The sequence below is a fragment of the Pseudobutyrivibrio sp. 49 genome, from assembly GCF_900100545.1.
Lineage (GTDB): Bacteria > Bacillota > Clostridia > Lachnospirales > Lachnospiraceae > Pseudobutyrivibrio.
Map to the genome: position 1 here is coordinate 102,051 of NZ_FNDP01000010.1, position 21,452 is coordinate 123,502.

Genomic DNA, 21,452 nt, shown 5'->3' on the forward strand with positions numbered 1-21,452 from the left:
TTGTAAGCGTAACAAGCGAGCTTAAGATAAGGAAAGAGGTGATTTCGTGATAGAACTTGATCAGTTCAAGCAGCGACTTACGTCGCAAAAAAACTCTATGACGGAAGTGAGGGATTCACTTTGACGTCGCAGCTAAGAAAGCTCGCATAGAAGAGCTTGAGCGCGAGATGGAGGCTCCAGATTTTTGGACGGATGCTACCACATCTACAGCCAAGATGAAAGAGCTTAAATCTATGAAGGATGACGTTGCAGTCATAGATAAGCTTGAAGATTTATATAAAGAAATAGAAGATTACATCGAGCTTGGAAATGAAGAAGAGGATCAGGAGATAGTTGATACTGTTTCACTTCTTATAGAAGAGTTCGAGACAGATTTAGAGACTCTCAGAATGAAGACACTTCTTTCAGGAGAATACGATGGCGATAGTGCCATTGTTACTTTGCATTCAGGGGCAGGCGGTGTCGAGGCATGTGACTGGGTACAGATGCTTTACAGAATGTACAGCCGTTGGGCTGGTGATATGGGCTTTGCAGTGGATGAGCTGGATTATCAGGAAGGTGATGAAGCTGGAATCAAATCAGTTACCTTTCAGGTGAATGGTGAGAATGCCTATGGATATCTTAAATCAGAAAAAGGTATCCACCGTTTGGTGCGTATTTCTCCTTTCAATGCACAGGGCAAGCGACAGACTTCCTTTGCCAGCTGTGATGTAATGCCAGATATCGAAGAAGATGTTGATGTTGAGATTAAGGACGAGGACATCAGAATCGATACCTATCGTTCTTCAGGTGCCGGTGGCCAGCATATCAACAAGACAAGCTCGGCTATAAGAATCACACATTTCCCTACAGGAATTGTTGTAACCTGTCAGAACGAGCGAAGCCAGTTCCAAAATAAAGACAAGGCTATGCAGATGTTAAAGACAAAGCTTCTTCTTTTAAAGCAGGAGGAGAATGCAGCCAAAGCTAATGGTATTCGTGGCGAAGTTTCAGAAATCGGTTGGGGCAATCAAATTCGTTCCTACGTCCTTCAGCCATACACCATGGTCAAAGATCTTCGTACAGGTGAAGAATCTGGAAATGCAGATGCAGTCCTTGATGGAAAGCTCACACCGTTCATGAACGCGTACCTGAAATGGTTATCATTAGGTTGCCCAGACCGTAATACATCAGATACGGATTAGATATTAAGCATTCCATAGAAAGACTTGGCAGGCGCGAGCAAGAGGGTGCTAAAGGTCCAGTGGACCTTTGTCCAGCACCGACCGGAGTGAAACGGAGAACCCCGCTCAGGTTATTTGACATCTAGTCAAATGTTCTGAGATGGGAGATGGCTTGCGGGAGTTTTGAAAGAGTAAATCTGGAATGCGTAAGTATTTAAAATACTTTCACAATTTAATATGATAAAGTACTTGAATTTGGGTAGTGTTTAATGTTATTATCTTTGAAGCGTGTACAAATGTATTTGTACAAAAGACACTTGTGGAGGAGATATGGCAGAGAAGACTACCTATTTTGTATTAAAAGAAAAAGCTGTACCAGAAGTATTGCTAAAGGTTGTTGCCGCTAAAAAGTTACTTGATACTGGTAAATGCGATTCAGTCCAGGAGGCTACCGAAAAGGTTGGCATAAGCCGTAGCTCATTTTATAAGTATAAGGATGACATTTTCCCATTCCATGAGGATATAAAGGGAAAGACAATTAATATGGTTATCCAGTTGGAGGATGAGCCAGGAATTCTATCCAGAGTTTTGGAAGAGATGGCCCACTTCCATGTGAATATTTTGACTATACATCAAAGTATTCCAGTCAATGGTTTTGCCACCCTTACTATATCGGTGGATGTACTAGAAGATTCAGGGGATTTCTCTGATTTGGTTAGTGCGATAGAGGCCGTTGATGGTGTTCATTATGTAAAGATTTTAGCAAGGGAGTGACAACAGGATGAAAGCAGCGATTATGGGATACGGAACAATTGGTTCCGGTGTAGCAAAGGTTCTTGAGACAAACAAAGACGTCTTGGCAGAGAGAATTGGTGAGCCACTTGAGCTTAAATATATTCTCGATCTAAGAGATTTCCCTGGAGATCCACATGAGAAATGCTTTGTTAAGGACTATAAGGAAATAGTCAAGGACAAAGAGGTTAAGATTGTTGTGGAGACTATGGGTGGTGTTGAGCCTGCATTTACCTTTGTGAAGGCAATGTTGGAAGCTGGCAAATCAGTTACCACCTCAAACAAGGCACTTGTTGCCGATAAGGGTGCTGAGCTGATGCAGATTGCAGAAAAGCACAATGTAAACTTTGTGTTTGAAGCAGCTGTAGGTGGCGGTATTCCTATCATTAGAACCCTGACCGCCTGCTTAACTGGTGATGTTATAGAGGAAATCGATGCTATCTGCAATGGAACTACAAACTACATGCTTACAAACATGGAGCAGTTTGGCAGTGACTATGCAGAGATTTTAGCAGAGGCACAGTCATTAGGTTATGCTGAGAAGGACCCTACAGCAGACGTTGAAGGCTTCGACAGTTGCCGCAAGATTGCCATCCTTACATCTCTTGTCACAGGAAAGAATGTTGATTTCAATGATATTCCAACAGAAGGAATCAGCAAGATTTCTGCTACTGATTTTAAATATGCAAAGGCTATGGGACGAAGCATTAAGCTTATCGCTCGTAGCGTGAAGGCTGGCGATAAATATGCATGTCGTGTCGCACCATATTTAGTAAAGCCAGAGAACATGCTTTATCATGTCTCAGGAGTTATGAATGCAGTTTCTGTAAAGGGAAATATGCTTGGCGAGTCTATGTACTATGGCGCCGGCGCAGGTGCCCTTCCTACAGCATCAGCTGTTGTAGGAGATATGGTTTTCCTCGCAAAGAATATTGATAAGTACATAAAGCTTGGCTGGACTGATGAAAAGTATCAGCTTTCAGATCCTACTCAGGAGAAGTTTAGATATTTTGTTAGAACCACTGCTTCTCAGTCAGATATTGAGAATGGTTTTGAAAATGTTGAATATTCAAATCTCGACTTGGATGATGAAGTGGGTTTCATTACTTCAGAGATGACAGAGCGTGAATTCAACGAGCGTAAGGCTGCGCTTGGTGGTATTATTTCAGTAATTCGATTGGCATAAGGAGAATAAGACATGTATGTTACTTGCTTAGATTTAGAAGGTGTACTGGTTCCAGAGATTTGGATTGCTTTTGCCGAGGCAACAGGGATCCCAGAGCTTAAAAAGACAACAAGAGATGAGCCTGATTACGACAAGCTCATGAATTATAGAATTGGTATTTTAAAAGAGCATGGACTTGGACTTAAAGAGATTCAGGACACCATCGCTACAATTGATCCACTTCCAGGTGCAAAGGAGTTCTTGGATAAGCTCAGAGCCTTTGGACAGGTTATAATTATTAGCGATACATTTTCACAGTTCGCTGGACCTCTTATGGAAAAGCTTGGAATGCCTACCATTTTCTGCAACGAGTTGATTGTCGGAGATGATGGAGAAATCACAGGCTACAAGATGCGCTGCGAAAAGAGTAAGCTTACAACAGTAAGAGCATTGCAGTCATGTGGCTTTGACACTATTGCCAGTGGCGACAGCTTCAATGATCTCGCAATGATTGAAGCATCAAAGGCAGGCTTCTTATTTAGAACAACAGATGCAATCAAGAAGGACTATCCACAGTATCCAGCCTTCGAAGAATATGACGATTTATACAACGCTATAGTAAGCGTTCAGAAATAAACGGTTTCCCATTGAGACAAAAAGCAAGTTTTGGTATCAACTATCAAAACTTGCTTTAATTTTACTTAAATTCTTTCTCGCAAATACAGTTGTCTATTTTCGCTAAACACTATTTCCTTAAAATAAGCCTATTTATACATAATTTACAGTTTGTTAATATAGTAACAATGACAATTTTGAGCAATTATGAACAGATAATGATAATTATGTGAAAAATATATGTTGAATTTTACCCATATGTCGTGTATCATTTAAACATAAAAGTTAATAAATGCCCGTGAGAAGATGAGAATGTGGCTGTGTCGAGAGTTGGAGCTCTTGTATCTTTAGGCATGTTCTTTTTTTGTGCCTAAAACAATAAGGGTATTAGAGGGAGTAAATTTTCAATGCATAGAGACTTCATCGAAAAGCTGGAAGCAAATCCAGTTATCGCAGCCATAAAAGATGATAAGGGGCTTGAGAAAGCGATTAAAACGGAATGCGAGATTATATTCATACTTTATGGGGATGTATGTACGATTCCAGGTATCGTGCAAAGAATAAAATCAGCAGACAAAATCGCAATGGTTCATTTAGATTTGATTACAGGTCTTAATAACACCAAAGAAATCTCAGTAGACTTCATCAAAAATAACACCCAGGCAGATGGAATAATTACCACCAAGGGTAATCTTATCGGAAGGGCAAAGGAGTTAGGCTTATATACAGTGCTCAGATATTTTGTAATCGACAGCATGGCTCTTGTAAATATTGAAAAGCAAGACCGGCACGGAATATCTCAGCCAGATGTCATCGAGATTCTCCCAGGTATAGTCTTACCAAAGATTATCAAGAGAGTTAACAAAGCCAGCAGAGTTCCTGTTTTGGCAGGAGGACTTATTGGTGACAAAGATGATGTAATGAATGCACTTAATAATGGGGTGCTCGCCGTATCTACCACGAATGAAGAGGTATGGGAGCTTTAAGGGATTCGTTAACAGCCACTCCTTAGTATTAGCCAATGCCACAAGGCAAAAGAAGGAGGAGTAATAATGGCAAAATACGTAATGGCGCTCGATGCCGGAACAACTAGTAACAGATGTATTCTTTTCAATGAGAAAGGTGAGATGTGCTCTGTTGCACAGAAGGAATTCACACAGTACTTCCCACAGCCAGGCTGGGTAGAGCATGATGCTAATGAAATTTGGCAGACACAGCTTTCTGTAGCTCGTGAGGCTATGAGAAAGGTTAATGCTAAGTCAGAGGATATCGCAGCAATCGGTATCACTAACCAGCGTGAGACAGTTATCGTTTGGGATAGAGCAACAGGACAGCCTATCACACACGCTATCGTATGGCAGTGTCGTCGTACAGCTGACTGGGCTGAGCAGATGAAGGGAAAGATTCCTGGTATCGTTGAGAAGTTCCAGCAGAAGACAGGTCTTAAGTTTGACCCATATTTCTCAGGAACAAAGATCCGTTGGATCCTTGATAATGTAGAGGGTGCTCGTGAGAGAGCAGAGAAAGGTGAGCTTTGCTTCGGTACTGTAGATTCTTGGTTAATCTACAAGCTTACAAAGGGTAAAGTACACGTTACAGATTACTCAAATGCTTCACGTACATTATTATTCAACATCAACACTCTTGAGTGGGATGAGGAGCTTTGCCAGATTCTTGACATTCCTATGAGCATGCTTCCAGAAGCTAAGCCTTCAAGCTGCATCTATGGAGAGACAGATCCAGAATTCTTCGGTGGTCCTATCCGTATCGCTGGTGCTGCTGGTGATCAGCAGGCAGCTCTTTTCGGACAGACATGCTACAAAGAGGGTGAAGCAAAGAATACATACGGAACAGGTTGCTTCATGCTTATGAACACAGGTGAGAAGCCAATCTTCTCTAAGAATGACCTTCTTACAACCATCGCTTGGGGATTAGATGGAAAGGTTACATACGCACTTGAAGGTTCTGTATACGTTGCTGGTGCTGCTATCCAGTGGCTCCGTGACGAGTTAAAGATTGTAGATTCTTCACCAGATTCAGAGTACTTCGCTACTCGCGTTAAGGATACAAACGGATGCTATGTTGTACCTGCTTTCACAGGTCTCGGCGCTCCTTACTGGGATCCATACGCACGTGGAGCTATCACAGGTCTTACACGTGGTGTAAATAAATATCACCTTATCAGAGCAACACTTGAGTCACTTGCTTATCAGACATACGATGTTCTTCATGCTATGGAGCTCGATTCTGGAAAGCACCTTACAGCTCTCAAGGTTGACGGTGGTGCATCAAACAACAACTTCTTGATGCAGTTCCAGTCTGATATCATCAACACTGACGTTCTTCGTCCAAGCTGTGTTGAGACAACAGCTATGGGTGCTGCTTACCTTGCAGGTCTTGCAGTTGGATACTGGAAGAGCAAGGAAGACGTTATTAAGAACTGGTCAGTTGACCGCGAGTTCAAGCCAGAGATGACAAACGCTGACAGAACAGCTGCTCTCAAGGGTTGGACAAAGGCTGTTGCAGCTACACGTGGTTGGGCTAAAGAATAAGTCGTTAAAAAATTGAACAATAAGCACCCTTCGGAAAGTTGGCAAGCGCGAGCAGGAAGGCTCCATGCCGGGGAAGGAGGGTGCCCCTTTAGGGGAGTTCCCTTGCCCGAGTATGGAAGGTGGCCTGCGGGAGCATGTTATATTTATTGGGTGCTTATAAATATTATATTTTAAGTAAGGGGGAAATTTTTATGTCAGTTTATGTAGGCGAGTTTATAGGTACTATTTTACTTGTATTACTCGGAGATGGTGTTTGCTGTAACGTTTCATTGAACAAGTCAGGTTTCAAGGGCGGCGGAGCTGTTCATATCCTCATCGGTTGGGGAATGGCAGTTATGGTTCCTGCATTTGCAATGAGCAACTTCACAGGATGCCCTTCAGCGTTCAACCCTGCTGTTACAATCGGTCTTGCTATCAGAACAGGTGACTGGAGCACAGTACCTGGACAGATTGTTGCACAGATGCTTGGCGGTTTCGTAGGCGCAGCAATCCTTATCTTCCTTTATGGAGATCACATTAAGGAAACAGCTGATGATGCAGTAGTACGTGGATGCTTCTGTACAGCACCTTCTATTCCAAATCAGGTTCTCAACTTTGCTTCTGAGTTCGTAGCTACATTCGTGCTCGTATTCACACTTGCACTTATTCCAGCTGGCTCAGACAGAACAGTTTGGGTTCTTGTTTACGGTGTAATCGTTGCTTGCGGTGCTTCATTTGGTGGTCTTACAGGATACGCTATGAACGCAGCAAGAGATACAGCTCCTCGTATTGCTTACCTTTGCCTTGCACCAAACTTTGGTAAGAAGGATGGTAACTGGAGCTATGGATGGATTCCAGCAGTAGCACCTATCTGTGGCGGTATTGTTGCATCAGTTCTTTACAATGCACTTGCAGCTGCTCAGATGTTTGGCTAAAATATTAATTAGAATTAAATACTGAATCATTGAGGCGAGAGAATAGTGAGACTACGGGGGACGTAGTTTATTTCTCTCGCCTTGTTTTATAAGAAGGAGAAAAATTATATGTTGTACGATGTCATAATCATAGGCGCAGGCGTTTCAGGTAGCGCAATCGCAAGAGAACTTTCTCGCTATGAGGCAAATGTCTGTGTATTGGAAAAATGTGAAGATGTATGCGAGGGAACTTCAAAGGCTAATTCAGCGATTGTTCACGCTGGCTTTGATGCAGCAGCAGGCTCCCTAATGGCAAAACTTAATGTACGTGGAAATGAGATGATGGACGACCTTTGCCGCGATTTGGACATTCCATTTAAGCGCAATGGTTCAATGGTAGTTTGCATCCACAAGGAGGCACTTCCAGGACTTCAGGACCTCTATGACAGAGGTGTAAAAAATGGTGTTAAAGATTTGAGAATCCTCAGCCGTGAAGAGGCTCTCGAGATGGAGCCAAATCTTTCAGATAATGTAGAAGGTGCTTTATATGCACCAACTGGCGGAATCATCTGCCCATTCAAGCTTTGCATTGCAATGGCAGAAAACGCAAATGTAAACGGAGTAGATTTTAGATTTAATACAAAGGTAGAAGCTATTACAGCTGGTGAAGACGGATTATGGCACATTCGCACCAACAATGGTGAGTATGTTTCTAAATATGTAGTAAATGCTGCAGGTGTTTACTCAGGTGTTATCCACAATATGGTATCTCAGGATGATGACAAAATCGAAATCATCCCACGTCGAGGTGATTATTGCCTCCTTGATAAAGAGGTTGGTGGACATGTTAGCCACACAATTTTCCCTCAGCCAACAAATCTTGGTAAAGGTGTTCTTGTTTCTCCAACAGTTCACGGCAACCTTATCGTTGGTCCTACAGCTATTGATATTGAGGATAAGGAAGGCACCAACACCACAGCAGATGGAATTAACGATTTGATTGCAAAGGCAAACGATCACGTAAAGAATCTTCCAATGAGAAAGGTTATTACATCCTTCGCAGGCCTTCGTGCACACGAAGCTCGTCACGAGTTTATCATTGGCGAGGTTAAGGGTGCTAAGCACTTTATTGACTGTGCAGCTATAGAATCACCAGGTCTTACATCAAGCCCAGCTATCGGTGAGATGGTAGGAAATATGTTGAGAGATATGATGGCTCTCAAGCCAAAGGCTAACTGGATTAGCACACGTAAGGATGTTATGAACCCAGCAGACCTTTCAGTTGAAGAAAGAAATGAGTTAATCAAGAAAAATCCAGCATATGGTAACATCATTTGCCGCTGCGAATCTATTTCAGAGGGAGAAATTCTTGATGCAATCCATAGACCACTTGGTGCTCGTTCTCTTGATGGAGTTAAGAGAAGAACACGTGCTGGAATGGGAAGATGTCAGGCAGGTTTCTGTTCTCCAAAGACAATGGAAATTCTTCACAGAGAGCTCGGCCTTAAGTATGAAGAAATCACAAAGAGCGGTGGACGTTCAAATATCGTAATTGAGCGCACCAAAAATCAGAAGGGAGGCGAGCAGTAATGTTGAACTATGATATTGTTATTGTTGGCGGTGGCCCAGCAGGTCTTGCAGCTGCAGTTGCAGCAAGAAACGCTGGTGTAGATAAAATTCTTATTTTAGAGAGAGATAAAGAACTTGGTGGTATCCTAAATCAGTGTATCCACAACGGTTTCGGTCTCCACACATTCAAGGAAGAGCTTACAGGTCCAGAGTATGCTTATCGTTTCATCGAGAAGGTTCTCGATGCTAAGATTGAATACAAGCTCAACACAATGGTAATGGATATTTCAGGCGACAGAGTTGTTACAGCTATGAGCCGTGAGGATGGTATGTACCAGATTAAGGCTGGTGCAGTTATCCTTGCAATGGGATGCCGCGAGCGTCCAAGAGGAGCTTTAAACATTCCTGGCTACAGACCAGCTGGTATCTTTTCAGCAGGTACAGCTCAGCGTCTTGTAAATATCGAAGGCTACATGCCAGGCCGAGAGGTAGTTATCCTCGGTTCTGGTGATATCGGACTTATCATGGCACGTCGTATGACACTTGAAGGTGCTAAGGTTAAGGTTGTAGCAGAGCTTATGCCATACTCAGGCGGATTAAAGAGAAATATTGTTCAGTGTCTTGATGACTTTGGTATTCCACTTAAGTTATCACACACTGTTGTTGATATTGAGGGCAAGGAGCACCTTACAGCTGTCACAATTGCAGCAGTTGATAACAAGGGCAAGCCAATCCCTGGCACAGAGGAAAGATACACTTGTGATACCCTTCTTCTTTCTTGCGGCCTTATTCCAGAGAATGAGCTTTCAAGAACAGCAGGTGTTGAGATGAGCCCAATCACAAGTGGCCCAGTTGTAAATGAGTCTCTTGAGACAAATATCCCTGGCGTATTTGCTTGTGGTAACGTTCTTCATGTACACGATCTTGTTGACTACGTTTCTGAGGAAGCAGACAGAGCTGGTCAGAACGCAGCTAAGTTTGTTAAGGGAGAGCTTTCTGATGGTGCAGCTGATATCGAAATCGTTGCAACAGAAGGCGCTCGTTACACAGTTCCATCTACAATTAACGTAGACAGAATGGATGACAAGCTTACAGTTCGTTTCCGTGTTGGTGCTGTTTACAAGGATTCATATGTAAGTGTTTACTTCGATGATGAGAGAGTAATGCACAACAAGAAACGTATCATGGCACCAGGCGAGATGGAACAGGTAATCCTTCTCAAGGACAAGCTTGCTGAGAAGCCAGGATTAAAGAAAATCACAGTTAAGATTGAAGCAGAGTAAAAGGAGGCGGCAGATAGATTATGGAAAAAAGAGAATTAACTTGTATCGGCTGCCCAATGGGTTGTCAGATTACAGTAGAATTAGAAAATGGCGAGGTTTTATCTGTAACAGGTAACACTTGCAAAATCGGCGAGAATTACGCTAAAAACGAAGTAACACATCCTGAGAGAACAGTTACATCTACAGCTGTTATTTTAGGCGGCGACAAGCCACGTGTTTCAGTTAAGACAAAGTCCAACATTCCAAAGGACAAAATCGCTGATGTTATGAAGGAGATTGATGCAGCAGTCATGAAAGCTCCAGTACATATCGGAGATGTAGTTGTTAAGGATGTTTGCGGAACCGGCGTAGACGTTGTAGCAACAAGAAATGTAGAGACATTATAAAAGGAATCAGCTGGCACCTTGTGGTGCCGGCTGTTTTTTTATATACTTAACTAGAAAATAAAACTAGGAGAGTATACATGAAAAAACGAATCATAGGCCTTGATATCCTCCGCGATATCGGCGTCATTTTCATATTCTTTTACCACTTCTTTGTGGAGTATATTGTTACAGCCCAGGGGACAGATGGTGCCATGTACGGCTATAACTATTTCTTTAATATTTTGGCTCGTCCAGCCAGCCTTTTTCTTTTTGTAATTTCAGGCTATGCCCTTATGTATAATCATGAGGATGAGCTGCCACTTGGGAAATATTATTTAAGAAGATTCAAGGGATTGTTTATTCCATTTTATGTAGCTTACACAATAATGTTTGTGGTTTGCTTTTTGGTGGATAATCAGGTGGTAGGTCACGATCTTCCAATCAGCAGATTTATATTTACCATCCTTGGTGTAGACGGAGTGGCTCAGCTTATAAAGGCAGACTTCTACCTTATTGGTGAGTGGTTTATGTCATGTATAGTAGTTTGCTATGCACTATTCCCTCTTCTTGCCAAGCTACTTAAGAAATTCAAATTCATCACACTGGGAGTATTGCTTGTATGGTATGTAATTGCACTTTTGGTTTACAATCCATTCCCATTTACGCAGTTGATGAATCCACTTTTTATCATCGTGTATTTCTATCTTGGAATGCTCCTTCAGGTACAGCTTGGAGACGAGAAGATTAATTCAAAGCTTAGAATAGTTTGTGCGATTTTATCGGCACTTATCTTTATTTACTTCTGCCTTATAGGTTTCGTTCCATCCTTCGAATGGATGAAGCTTACACAGGAGCAGAATGAAATTATTTACTTTGCAATAAGCATGACTATGCTGGTTGCACTTCGTGATGTGGAAATCTCATCAGAAAAATCCGTATATACGATAATAACTTACATCTCCGGCATCAGCTGGTATGTAATTTTATTACATCATAGAATAATGATTTTATTCTATTCACACTTATCAGTAGAAGCATATAACCATCGAGAAATTTTCGCGTTGCTCTTAGCGTGCATTTTCATCACCTGGTCAGCGTCTATTCTCGTACGTAATCTTTCTTCACGTGTGAAAAAAATATTTAAATAGGAGTACATCATGGATATTACTAAAAAGATAGCAACTGAACTTCAAGTTCGTCCACAGCAGGTTGAAGCTGCTATAAAATTATTAGATGAAGGCAACACTGTTCCATTTATCTCACGATACAGAAAGGAAGTTACAGGTGGTCTTAATGATGAGCAGCTTCGTGCACTTGCAGAGCGCCTCACATATTTAAGAAACCTCGAAGATAAAAAAGCTACTTGCCTTGCTTCTATCGAAGAGCAGGGACTTCTTACAGAGGAGCTTAAGAAAGCTATTCTTGAAGCAGAGACACAGGTAGCTGTAGATGACTTATATCGTCCTTACCGTCCAAAGCGCCGCACTCGTGCAACTATCGCTAAGGAAAAGGGCTTGGAGCCACTTGCAAACATCATCATTCTTCAGATGACAGATAAGTCCCTTGCAGACGAGGCAAAGGCGTTCATCAATCCAGAGAAGGAAGTAAACACACCAGAGGAAGCTATCGCAGGAGCTTGCGATATAATCGCTGAAAGCATTTCTGATGATGCGGATTATCGTACCTGGATTCGTGAAAAGACTTTCAAGAATGGTCGTATCGTTTCTAAGGCAAAGGATGCCGAAGCAGAATCTGTTTATGAGAATTACTATGATTATGATGAAGCTATCGCAAAGCTTCCAGGTCATAGAATTCTTGCTCTCAATCGTGGTGAAAAAGAGAAGATTCTTAAGGTTAGCATTGAAGCTCCTGTAGAGGATATTCTTAATTACCTTCAGAAGAAAATTATCAGCCGTGATAACGTAAATACGAATCAGGCGCTCATCGATACAATCGAGGATGCATACACAAGACTAATTGCACCTTCCATTGAAAATGAAATCAGAAACAATCTTACAGAGATGGCAGAAGACGGAGCTATTAAGGTATTTGGCAAGAACCTTACACAGCTTCTCATGCAGCCTCCAATTGCTGGTCGCAATGTTCTGGGTTGGGACCCAGCTTTTAGAACAGGTTGTAAGATTGCAGTAGTTGATGCAACAGGAAAGGTTCTCGATACTACTGTTGTTTATCCAACTGCACCTCAGAACAAAGTAGAGGAGACAAAGAAGGTTATCAAAGGCCTTATTAAGAAATACAACGTTTCCCTTATCTCTCTTGGAAATGGTACTGCTAGCCGTGAGTCTGAGCAGATTATCGTAGATATGCTTAAAGAGATTCCAGAGAAGGTTGAGTACATTATCGTTAATGAGGCAGGTGCTTCTGTTTATTCTGCCAGCAAGCTTGCCACAGAGGAGTTCCCAAACTTCGATGTAGGACAGCGTAGTGCAACATCTATGGCGCGTCGTCTCCAAGATCCACTTGCTGAGCTTGTAAAGATTGATCCAAAATCAGTAGGTGTTGGCCAGTATCAGCATGACATGAATCAGAAGAAGCTTGACGAGACACTTGCAGGTGTTGTAGAGACTTGTGTTAACGCTGTTGGTGTAGATCTTAATACAGCCTCTGCTTCACTTTTAGAGTATGTATCTGGTATCAACAAAACTCTTGCAAAGAACATTGTTGAATATCGTGAGACAAATGGTCGTTTTAATTCACGTGCAGAGCTTAAGAAGGTTCCAAAGCTTGGACCAAAAGCATTTGAGCAGTGCGCAGGTTTCATGCGTATCACAGGTGGTAAGAATCCACTTGATGCCACAGCTGTTCATCCAGAAAGTTATGATGCAGCCAAGGCTCTTCTTGAGAAGCTTGGCTTCGACACAAAGGATATTGCAGCAGGAACACTTAAGGATATCCACAAGAGTATTTCTAATATTAAGGCTTTATCCACAGAACTTGGCGTTGGTGAGATGACTTTGGAGGATATCGTTAAAGAGCTTGAAAAGCCAGGTCGTGATCCTCGTGAGGATATGCCAAAGCCTATCCTTAAGAGCGATGTTCTTGAGATGAAAGATCTTAAACCAGGCATGCAACTTAAGGGTACTGTTCGTAATGTAATCGATTTTGGTGCCTTCATCGATATCGGTGTTCATCAGGATGGATTAGTTCATATTTCTCAGATGACAGACCGTTATATTAAGCATCCGCTTGAGGTAGTTTCAGTCGGAGATATCGTTGATGTAGAGGTTTTATCTGTTGATGAGAAAAAGGGCAGAATCGCTCTCACAATGAAGCTCAATAAGGCCAAGAAAGCTTAAAGGTTTAAGTGTTGTAATCATACACAGATATTGATGGCAGAAATTGTCATAATTTTACAAAATAATACTCTCCAAGAGGCAAACTGTTGACATTAATTACTAGTAATTCTATACTTTCTTTAGTCGAGAAAAGTAACAGTGAGTTTGCTTTTTAGGAGATAAGGTTTTGACGAGTCGTTAGGGGTTTCGGCTCGTCTTTTTTTATGCACAAATATATGATAAACTAATAGAAAAATAGGGAGAATACGTGCATTATGGATAACATTAGCTTTGAAACCCAAATTAAAGAAGAAGATTTATTCAAATTCAATTGGCACCACGCCTTGGGGCAGCGTATTATGTCCCTTGCACTTGGAATACTTTTACTACTTGTATTAATGCTGAAATTTGATACACTACCAGTGTTTTGGCGAATGTCCTATGTGTTGTTTGCGGCTATTATAATTTTTTACATGCCATTTACATTAAAGACAAGAGCTAAGCTTCAGATGCAGCAGGAGGTGTTCAAGCACCCAATCAGATATCAGCTCAAGGATACAGGCATTGTTGTCACATCCCCAGCATCAGAGGAGCCAGCAGAGCTTCCATGGGAGTATGTGTTCAAAGTAGCTACTTGGAAGAAATATCTTCTTATCTACAGCAACAGGGTTAATGCTTACATCATTCCTAAAGAGGATATTGGAGATGCGTATGAGCCAGCTGTTGAATATATTAAAAATCACGTAGAGGATTACAAAATACAAATAAAATGATAGAAATATTTGAAACTAATTCACCAGAAGAAACAGATGCCCTTGGCAGAAAGCTTGGCGAAGCAGCTACACCAGGGCAGGTATTTACACTTATTGGAGATTTGGGTGTTGGCAAGACAGTGTTCACTCAGGGCTTTGCCACAGGTCTTCACATTGATGAAGCTATCTGCAGTCCGACCTTCACTATTGTGCAGGTATATGACACAGGCAGATTGCCTTTCTATCACTTCGATGTATATCGTATAGGCGATGTAGAAGAGATGGATGAGATTGGTTACGAGGATTATGTTTACGGCGATGGAGTCTCACTTATCGAGTGGGCAAACCTCATCGAAGACATTCTTCCGGAGCACTACACTCAGATTACAATTGAAAAAGATTTAGAAAAGGGATTTGACTACCGCAAAATCACGGTAGAACAGATATAGAATATGAAGATTTTAGGAATAGATGGCTCAGGACTTGTTGCCTCAGTTGCCATCGTAGAAGATGATAATTTAATTGGCGAGTACACCACAGGCTACAAGAAGACTCATTCACAGACCTTGCTTCCAATGCTTGATGAGCTCAAAAAGATGGTAGAGCTGGATCTTAATTCAGTCGATGCCATTGCAGTTTCAGCAGGCCCAGGTTCTTTCACAGGACTTAGAATTGCTTCTGCCACAGCTAAAGGCCTTGGTTTATCTCTTGGCTGTCCAATTGTGTCAGTGCCAACAGTAGACGCCCTTGCTTATAACATGTGGGGAAATGATGGGATTATTTGCCCAATCTTAGATGCAAGACGTGGTCAGGTATACACTGGCCTTTATAAGTTCGAACAGTCTGGTGAATTCACAGTAGTACACGCTCAGTGCGCAGTTGATTTTGCTGAAATAGCAGAAAAGATAAATGAAGCTGGTCAGCCAGTCACCTTCCTTGGCGATGGTGTTCCAGTTTTCAAAGAAAAGATTGCAGAAATTATTAAGGTTCCATATAGATTCGCTCCAGCTCATCTCAATCGTCAGCATGCTTCAGCAGTGGCATGCCTCGGTTCAATCTACTATGCAAATGGAGATTGTGAGATTGCAGCAGATCACAGACCAGAATACCTTCGTTTGTCTCAGGCTGAAAGAGAGCGTATGGAAAAGGAAGGAAAAGCTTAATGGCTTTTACATACAGATTTGCAAATGAAAAGGACCTTCCATCGATAGTAGAAATCGAAAACGCAGCCATGAGCTGTCCATGGTCCTTGAAGTCTTATGAAGAAGCGGTTGCTTCAGACCACTCCTTTATAATGGTGGCAGAAGATGATGGGCAGATAGCAGCCTTCAGCGTTTACTATCTCACACCGCCAGAGTCAGAGCTTCCAGATATTGTCGTAGATGAAAAATATCGAGGTCAGGGATTAGGCCGTCAGCTTCTTGTCAAATCAATAGAGGAACTTGAAGCACGTGGCGTTGACACTATCTTCTTAGAGGTTCGTGTCAGCAACGCTCCAGCCCGTCGCTTATATGAAAGCTTCGGTTTCGAAGAAATTGGCGTACGTAAGTATTTCTACTCCAATCCAGTGGAAGATGCCATTTGCATGAAATTTGAAAGGACTATTTAATGTTAGACGTTTGTTTACTAGGCACAGCAGGCATGATGCCGCTGCCTAATAGATGGCTCACTTCATGTTTATTTAGATTTAATGGAGCGGGCTTGTTAGTGGATTGTGGAGAGGGCACACAGGTTGCTCTAAGGGAAGCAGGCTTCTCTCCAAACCCAATCTCAATTATATGTATTACACATTACCATGCTGATCACATCAGCGGCCTGCCAGGATTGCTTCTTTCCATGGGCAACTCAGACAGAGTAGAACCAATTACCATCGTAGGTCCTAAGGGACTTGAAAAGGTGGTTAATTCTCTCAGGGTAATTGCTCCAGAGCTTCCCTTTGAGATTAAATTTCACGAGATTACAGAAGCAGATGAACGCTTCGAATTATTAGGCTACCATATCCATGCATTCAGAGTTAACCATAATGTTCTCTGCTACGGATATACGATAGATATTCCAAGAAAGGGTCGATTTGATGTAGAAGCAGCCAAATCTCTTGGACTTCCTGTTACACTTTGGAATCCACTTCAAAAGGGCCAGACAGTGGAGCACGAAGGAAAGACTTTCACTCCTGAAATGGTAATGGGAGATGCCCGCAAGGGTATAAAAGTTACCTATTGTACAGATACCCGTCCTACCAAATCTCTTGTGGAGGCGGCAAAGGACGCTGATCTTCTTATCTGCGAGGGCATGTATGCAGAGGAGGATAAATTAGCAAAAGCAAAACAGAATAAGCATATGACCTTCTATGAGGCGGCTCAGGTTGCCAAGGATGCAAATGTAAACGAACTTTGGCTTACACATTTCTCACCATCCATGACAGGTCATAAAAGATATATGAAAGCTGTCTGTGATATTTTTCCACAGGCTAAGCTCGGGGAAGATGGCAAGTTCTTAGAATTGGATTTTGCGGAGGAGTAATATGAAAAAGGTACTGCGAATAGGAATAGCGGTTATCTGTATGGTATGCCTAATTGTGGGCTACTATACCTACTTATCACGCCGTAATGCCACGGCTAAAGCAGATGAAAATGTAGAGTTATCCGAAGTGCAGACTATCATTTCGAAGAATTTTAAGAATGATTATCCTGCCACACCTAGAGCAGTAGTAAAATGGTACAATCGAATTATTTCAGCCTACTATGCAGAGGATTATGATCAGGCTCAATTAGAAAAAATGGCAGACCAGGCCAGAGTCCTTATGGATGATGAGCTATTGAAATATAATCCTAGAGATACATATATAGCTTCTCTGAATCTGGAAATACAGGATTACAAGAATCGTAAGCGGACTATTGTGTCTGCAACGGTCAGCGATTCTAAAGAAGTTCAATACAAAACCGTTAATGGATATGAGTGCGCTTTTGTTTCTACCTACTATTTTATGAGAGAGGGAAGCACTTACGATCGAACCTACGAGGACTTTTGTCTGAGGAAGGACAAAAACGGTAACTGGAAAATCCTTACATGGAGGCTGTCTTCAGAGGATAAAGTAAATGGATACTAAAGAAATTAAAATATTAGCAATTGAAAGCTCCTGCGATGAAACTGCAGCAGCAGTAGTTATCAACGGAAGAGATGTTAGAAGTAATGTGATATCCACACAGATACCACTTCATACACTATACGGCGGTGTTGTTCCAGAGATTGCATCCCGTAAACACATAGAACGTATAAATCAGGTTATAGAGCAGGCTCTTGAGGAGGCTGACATGGGACTGGAGGATATGGACGCTATTGCGGTTACATATGGTCCAGGGCTAGTTGGCGCCCTTCTTGTAGGTGTTGCTGAAGCAAAGGCTATCGCATTTGCGGAGCAGCTCCCTCTTATTGGTGTTCATCACATCGAAGGCCACATCAGCGCTAATTACATCGAGAATAAAGAATTGAAGCCACCATTCCTTTGCTTGGTAGTTTCAGGTGGTCACACACATCTTGTTCGTGTGGCAGATTATGGTAAATACGAAATTCTTGGTCGCACCAGAGATGATGCAGCAGGCGAAGCCTTTGATAAGGTTGCCCGTGCCATCGGCTTAGGTTACCCAGGCGGACCAAAGATTGAGAAGGCAGCCCACGAGGGAGATCCTTTTGCTATTCAGTTTACTAGACCTAAGGTGTCTGATGGAGTATATGATTTCTCCTTCAGTGGTTTAAAATCTCAGGTATTAAATTATATTAACGGTGCTCAGATGAAGGGCGAGACTATAAACGAGGCTGACGTAGCTGCGTCCTTCCAGCAGACGGTAATTGACACATTATGTGAGCATGCAGCCCTTGCTATCGATGAATTTGGCATGGACAAATTTGCCATCGCCGGAGGTGTTGCATCCAACCAGACTCTTCGTGCAGCTATGGAAAAAATGTGTAAGGAGAAGGGCGTAGAATTCTATCACCCATCCCCAATTCTTTGTACAGATAACGCAGCTATGATTGGTGCAGCAGCATACTACGAGTATCTTGCAGGCCGTCGTGATGGCTGGGATCTTAATGCTATACCAAATTTGAAGTTAGGTGAAAGATAATGAATAAATTCACAGCAATAGTTCTTGCCGCTGGCTCAGGCAAGCGAATGGAACAGGAAATACCAAAACAATATATGAAGATGGGTGATGCACCTCTTATGGTACATTGCTTACGTACATTCCAGGAAAGTAAGGTTACTCAGATTGTTCTTGTAGTAGCTCCTGGTGATGTAGAAAAATGCCGTAGGGAAATTGTTGAGAGATACGGTATTACAAAGTGCGTTGCCATTGTAGAAGGTGGTGAAGAGCGCTACAACTCCGTTTATGCAGGTCTACAGGCTATAAATGATGGCTATGTACTTATTCATGACTGTGCCAGAGCTTTTGTTTCTATAGATGTTATTCATAGATGTATGTCGGCAGTTATGCTTTATGAGTCATGTGTTGTTGGCATGCCTACAAAGGATACAGTCAAGCTTACAGATGATCATAGAAAGGTTCTTGATACCCCGGATAGAAATAACGTCTGGATTGTTCAGACTCCTCAGTGTTTCGAATACAATCTTATCCGTGAAGCCTACGATAAGGTTATTGCTTCAGCTGACAAATCTATTACAGATGATGCTATGATTGTGGAGCGCGCTACTAATCATGAGGTGCATATGATTCCAGGCTCTTATATGAACATTAAAGTAACTACTCCTGAGGACATTGCTTTTGGTGAAGCAATCCTTAAAAATCAGGGTAAAATATAGTGGTTTTCAGGCTCTGAAATATATGCCAGAAAAGTTAGGAAAAACCTGATATTGTCGCAATATTCCGAATTCAAAATTTTATAAAAAAACTTCAAATATTTTGTTGACATATGGGTAGACGGATGGTATTATACTATTCGTGTCCGAGAGATACAGATGCAGAGGTATCGAAGTGGTCATAACGAGGCGGTCTTGAAAACCGTTTGTCCGCAAGGGCGCGTGGGTTCGAATCCCACCCTCTGCGTTAAGGCAATCGCGAAAGCGGTTGCCTTTTTTCGTATATACGTATATATTCTTTTAAAAGATATTATGTAGACTGAGCTTCTAATTAACAATCTCTATATATTCTGAGCGATACATCTAGTTAAGCGAAGATTATATAGGAGTGTTAATGTAAGAATTGGAGATTATAGAGGAGGTAGGATATGTTATATTTTTCATGTGATTATGCAGAAGGTTGTCACCCTAAAGTTCTTGAAGCATTAATAGAATCGAATCTTGTTTCAACACCAGGTTATGGTGAGGATAAATATTGCGAAGAGGCGAAGAAGAAGATTCGTGATTATATTAAATGCCCAAGTGCAGATATTTATTTTCTGGTAGGAGGCACACAGACTAACCAGGTGGTAATTGATTCCATGCTTTCTAATTATGATGGCGTTGTTGCAGCAGCTACTGGTCACGTAGCCTGTCATGAAGCAGGTGCTATCGAGTATAGCGGCCACAAAGTTATCACTATACCTGCTCACGAGGGTAAGATTGATCCCGTTGAGCTAAAAGATATGTTAGAGACACATTACGCAGATGACAGCTGTGAGCATATGGTTAATCCTGGTATGGTATATATCTCTTATCCAACAGAGTATGGAACACTATATTCTCGTAGTGAACTTGAAGCTGTTTCTTCTATATGTAAGGAATATAATATTCCGTTGTTTATAGATGGCGCACGTCTTGCCTATGGCTTGGCGGCTCAGGATGATTTAACAATGGCAGATATCGCTTCCTATGCAGATGTATTTTATATAGGAGGAACAAAGGTTGGTGCCCTCTTTGGAGAGGCGGTTGTTTTCACAAAAGGAAATACACCTAAGCATATGATTACACAAATAAAACAACACGGTGCTCTTTTGGCAAAGGGCAGACTCCTTGGTGTTCAGTTCGGCGCGTTGTTTACAGATGATCTATATATGGAGATGGGACGTCATGCTGTTGAGCAGGCTTCTATAATAAGAGAGGATCTTCGTGCTAAGGGATATCAGCTCTTCATGGAGAATCCTACAAATCAGATCTTCGTGGTGATGGAGAATGAGGCCTTGAAATCCTTTGGTGAAAAGGTGTCTTATGGCTTCTGGGAGAAGTATGATGATAGCCATACAGTTATTCGAATTGCTACTAGTTGGGCAACCACAAATGAGGCTGTAAATGCACTGAAAAACATTCTGTGAAAAAAGTAAAAAAATATCGAAAAAGTTGTTGACACATAAGGGGCTGGGTGCTATTATAAACAAGCTGTCGCGTGAGCGAGAAACACTTGAAAAAGTGATAGTTATAACTCACAAAAACAGCTGAAGAAATTAGTAAAAAGTGCTTGACAAAAAGCCATCCACTTGATACTATATACAAGCTGACTCGAGAGAGCATCAGCCCTTGATTTTCTAAGAAAGTCAAGAAAAAAATAATTAAAAAGTTGTTGACAAAAAGCCGACATCGTGATAATATAAACGAGTTGCTGCTGAGAGCAACAACAAAGCGAAGATTGATAACTGAACAGTGAAACAAACCTTGAATTAATACAAGTTTTTAAAACATGTATCCTTGAAATTCATTTAAGTTTCTTAATGAAACGAAACCTTTATTAGTAAACAAGTCAGTTTTATACTGATTCGGAATTAAACTTTTAAACATGAGAGTTTGATCCTGGCTCAGGATGAACGCTGGCGGCGTGCTTAACACATGCAAGTCGAACGAAGCAGTTTATCACGATCCCTTCGGGGTGACGATTTACTGACTGAGTGGCGGACGGGTGAGTAACGCGTGGGTAACCTGCCTTGTACAGGGGGACAACAGTTGGAAACGACTGCTAATACCGCATAAGCGCACGGAATCGCATGATTTTGTGTGAAAAGATTTATCGGTACAAGATGGACCCGCGTCTGATTAGCTAGTTGGTGAGGTAATGGCCCACCAA

General features: G+C 41.8%; 21 protein-coding genes, 1 tRNA gene and 1 rRNA gene. All 23 read left to right on the top strand.

Annotated features, from left to right (window positions below; all coding sequences use genetic code 11):
* Positions 1-46 precede the first annotated feature (46 nt).
* Positions 47-1,184 (top strand): peptide chain release factor 2 gene (prfB, locus tag BLP54_RS09990; protein ID WP_143002014.1). Its coding sequence is split into 2 segments (ribosomal slippage): positions 47-121 and positions 123-1,184, totalling 1,137 coding nucleotides; the frame shifts between segments, so codons are not numbered across the junction.
* 309 nt (positions 1,185-1,493) lie between these two features.
* Positions 1,494-1,937: an ACT domain-containing protein gene (locus tag BLP54_RS09995; protein ID WP_090169285.1), complete on the top strand. Its 444-nt coding sequence runs from the start codon at positions 1,494-1,496 to the stop codon at positions 1,935-1,937.
* Between the two features lie 7 nt (positions 1,938-1,944).
* The gene (locus BLP54_RS10000; RefSeq protein WP_090169288.1) at positions 1,945-3,141 is read left to right on the top strand and encodes a homoserine dehydrogenase; all 1,197 of its coding nucleotides are present in this window, start codon (positions 1,945-1,947) and stop codon (positions 3,139-3,141) included.
* A gap of 12 nt (positions 3,142-3,153) precedes the next feature.
* Entirely contained in the window at positions 3,154-3,756 is a 603-nt protein-coding gene (gene thrH / locus BLP54_RS10005; RefSeq protein ID WP_090169290.1) for a bifunctional phosphoserine phosphatase/homoserine phosphotransferase ThrH, read from the top strand.
* Between the two features lie 386 nt (positions 3,757-4,142).
* Complete coding sequence (locus BLP54_RS10010) at positions 4,143-4,721, top strand: glycerol-3-phosphate responsive antiterminator (RefSeq protein WP_090169292.1); 579 nt, start codon at positions 4,143-4,145, stop codon at positions 4,719-4,721.
* Positions 4,722-4,787: 66 nt separating this feature from the next.
* Positions 4,788-6,287, top strand: coding sequence for a glycerol kinase GlpK (glpK, locus tag BLP54_RS10015; protein WP_090169294.1), 1,500 nt, complete (start codon positions 4,788-4,790; stop codon positions 6,285-6,287).
* Positions 6,288-6,478: 191 nt separating this feature from the next.
* A complete protein-coding gene (locus tag BLP54_RS10020) occupies positions 6,479-7,201 on the top strand; it encodes an MIP/aquaporin family protein (RefSeq protein ID WP_090169297.1) in 723 nt (240 codons plus the stop codon).
* A 111-nt stretch (positions 7,202-7,312) separates the two neighbouring features.
* Positions 7,313-8,770: an NAD(P)/FAD-dependent oxidoreductase gene (locus BLP54_RS10025; protein ID WP_090169325.1), complete on the top strand. Its 1,458-nt coding sequence runs from the start codon at positions 7,313-7,315 to the stop codon at positions 8,768-8,770.
* The gene (locus BLP54_RS10030) at positions 8,770-10,032 is read left to right on the top strand and encodes an NAD(P)/FAD-dependent oxidoreductase (protein ID WP_028248284.1); all 1,263 of its coding nucleotides are present in this window, start codon (positions 8,770-8,772) and stop codon (positions 10,030-10,032) included. Before BLP54_RS10025 ends, BLP54_RS10030 begins: the two co-directional genes overlap by 1 nt.
* Before the next feature lie 20 nt (positions 10,033-10,052).
* Entirely contained in the window at positions 10,053-10,418 is a 366-nt protein-coding gene (locus BLP54_RS10035; protein ID WP_090169298.1) for a DUF1667 domain-containing protein, read from the top strand.
* Between the two features lie 77 nt (positions 10,419-10,495).
* Positions 10,496-11,545 carry an acyltransferase family protein gene (locus BLP54_RS10040; RefSeq protein WP_090169300.1) on the top strand — a complete coding sequence of 350 codons (1,050 nt, stop codon included), beginning with the start codon at positions 10,496-10,498 and terminating at the stop codon, positions 11,543-11,545.
* Positions 11,546-11,554: 9 nt separating this feature from the next.
* Positions 11,555-13,714: a Tex family protein gene (locus tag BLP54_RS10045; RefSeq protein ID WP_090169302.1), complete on the top strand. Its 2,160-nt coding sequence runs from the start codon at positions 11,555-11,557 to the stop codon at positions 13,712-13,714.
* Between the two features lie 254 nt (positions 13,715-13,968).
* Positions 13,969-14,466, top strand: a complete 498-nt coding sequence (locus BLP54_RS10050) for a YcxB family protein (protein WP_090169304.1) — start codon at positions 13,969-13,971, stop codon at positions 14,464-14,466.
* On the top strand, positions 14,463-14,894 hold the full coding sequence (tsaE, locus tag BLP54_RS10055; protein WP_090169306.1) for a tRNA (adenosine(37)-N6)-threonylcarbamoyltransferase complex ATPase subunit type 1 TsaE: 432 nt from the start codon (positions 14,463-14,465) through the stop codon (positions 14,892-14,894). The genes BLP54_RS10050 and tsaE overlap by 4 nt, the downstream gene beginning before the upstream one ends.
* Positions 14,895-14,897: 3 nt before the next feature.
* On the top strand, positions 14,898-15,608 hold the full coding sequence (gene tsaB, locus BLP54_RS10060; RefSeq protein ID WP_090169308.1) for a tRNA (adenosine(37)-N6)-threonylcarbamoyltransferase complex dimerization subunit type 1 TsaB: 711 nt from the start codon (positions 14,898-14,900) through the stop codon (positions 15,606-15,608).
* Positions 15,608-16,054 (top strand): ribosomal protein S18-alanine N-acetyltransferase, encoded by a 447-nt coding sequence (gene rimI, locus BLP54_RS10065; RefSeq protein ID WP_090169310.1) that lies wholly within the window; start codon positions 15,608-15,610, stop codon positions 16,052-16,054. Before tsaB ends, rimI begins: the two co-directional genes overlap by 1 nt.
* Complete coding sequence (locus BLP54_RS10070) at positions 16,054-16,965, top strand: ribonuclease Z (RefSeq protein ID WP_090169312.1); 912 nt, start codon at positions 16,054-16,056, stop codon at positions 16,963-16,965. The genes rimI and BLP54_RS10070 overlap by 1 nt, the downstream gene beginning before the upstream one ends.
* A gap of 1 nt (position 16,966) precedes the next feature.
* Positions 16,967-17,551: a DUF6715 family protein gene (locus tag BLP54_RS10075; RefSeq protein WP_090169314.1), complete on the top strand. Its 585-nt coding sequence runs from the start codon at positions 16,967-16,969 to the stop codon at positions 17,549-17,551.
* Positions 17,541-18,566, top strand: a complete 1,026-nt coding sequence (tsaD, locus tag BLP54_RS10080) for a tRNA (adenosine(37)-N6)-threonylcarbamoyltransferase complex transferase subunit TsaD (RefSeq protein ID WP_090169316.1) — start codon at positions 17,541-17,543, stop codon at positions 18,564-18,566. The genes BLP54_RS10075 and tsaD overlap by 11 nt, the downstream gene beginning before the upstream one ends.
* The gene (gene ispD / locus BLP54_RS10085) at positions 18,566-19,261 is read left to right on the top strand and encodes a 2-C-methyl-D-erythritol 4-phosphate cytidylyltransferase (protein ID WP_090169318.1); all 696 of its coding nucleotides are present in this window, start codon (positions 18,566-18,568) and stop codon (positions 19,259-19,261) included. Before tsaD ends, ispD begins: the two co-directional genes overlap by 1 nt.
* A gap of 158 nt (positions 19,262-19,419) precedes the next feature.
* A tRNA-Ser gene (locus tag BLP54_RS10090) sits at positions 19,420-19,505 on the top strand.
* A 181-nt stretch (positions 19,506-19,686) separates the two neighbouring features.
* Positions 19,687-20,709 (top strand): threonine aldolase family protein, encoded by a 1,023-nt coding sequence (locus BLP54_RS10095; protein ID WP_090169321.1) that lies wholly within the window; start codon positions 19,687-19,689, stop codon positions 20,707-20,709.
* Positions 20,710-21,163: 454 nt separating this feature from the next.
* A 16S ribosomal RNA gene (locus BLP54_RS10100) occupies positions 21,164-21,452 on the top strand; the annotation flags it as partial.

Bases quoted from the DNA above. Each gene is read 5' to 3' on its own strand.
- BLP54_RS09995 (WP_090169285.1), top strand. From the start codon at position 1,494: ATGGCAGAGAAGACTACCTATTTTGTATTAAAAGAAAAAGCTGTACCA.
- BLP54_RS10000 (WP_090169288.1), top strand. From the start codon at position 1,945: ATGAAAGCAGCGATTATGGGATACGGAACAATTGGTTCCGGTGTAGCA.
- thrH (WP_090169290.1), top strand. From the start codon at position 3,154: ATGTATGTTACTTGCTTAGATTTAGAAGGTGTACTGGTTCCAGAGATT.
- BLP54_RS10010 (WP_090169292.1), top strand. From the start codon at position 4,143: ATGCATAGAGACTTCATCGAAAAGCTGGAAGCAAATCCAGTTATCGCA.
- glpK (WP_090169294.1), top strand. From the start codon at position 4,788: ATGGCAAAATACGTAATGGCGCTCGATGCCGGAACAACTAGTAACAGA.
- BLP54_RS10020 (WP_090169297.1), top strand. From the start codon at position 6,479: ATGTCAGTTTATGTAGGCGAGTTTATAGGTACTATTTTACTTGTATTA.
- BLP54_RS10030 (WP_028248284.1), top strand. From the start codon at position 8,770: ATGTTGAACTATGATATTGTTATTGTTGGCGGTGGCCCAGCAGGTCTT.
- BLP54_RS10035 (WP_090169298.1), top strand. From the start codon at position 10,053: ATGGAAAAAAGAGAATTAACTTGTATCGGCTGCCCAATGGGTTGTCAG.
- BLP54_RS10040 (WP_090169300.1), top strand. From the start codon at position 10,496: ATGAAAAAACGAATCATAGGCCTTGATATCCTCCGCGATATCGGCGTC.
- BLP54_RS10045 (WP_090169302.1), top strand. From the start codon at position 11,555: ATGGATATTACTAAAAAGATAGCAACTGAACTTCAAGTTCGTCCACAG.
- BLP54_RS10050 (WP_090169304.1), top strand. From the start codon at position 13,969: ATGGATAACATTAGCTTTGAAACCCAAATTAAAGAAGAAGATTTATTC.
- tsaE (WP_090169306.1), top strand. From the start codon at position 14,463: ATGATAGAAATATTTGAAACTAATTCACCAGAAGAAACAGATGCCCTT.
- tsaB (WP_090169308.1), top strand. From the start codon at position 14,898: ATGAAGATTTTAGGAATAGATGGCTCAGGACTTGTTGCCTCAGTTGCC.
- rimI (WP_090169310.1), top strand. From the start codon at position 15,608: ATGGCTTTTACATACAGATTTGCAAATGAAAAGGACCTTCCATCGATA.
- BLP54_RS10070 (WP_090169312.1), top strand. From the start codon at position 16,054: ATGTTAGACGTTTGTTTACTAGGCACAGCAGGCATGATGCCGCTGCCT.
- BLP54_RS10075 (WP_090169314.1), top strand. From the start codon at position 16,967: ATGAAAAAGGTACTGCGAATAGGAATAGCGGTTATCTGTATGGTATGC.
- tsaD (WP_090169316.1), top strand. From the start codon at position 17,541: ATGGATACTAAAGAAATTAAAATATTAGCAATTGAAAGCTCCTGCGAT.
- ispD (WP_090169318.1), top strand. From the start codon at position 18,566: ATGAATAAATTCACAGCAATAGTTCTTGCCGCTGGCTCAGGCAAGCGA.
- BLP54_RS10095 (WP_090169321.1), top strand. From the start codon at position 19,687: ATGTTATATTTTTCATGTGATTATGCAGAAGGTTGTCACCCTAAAGTT.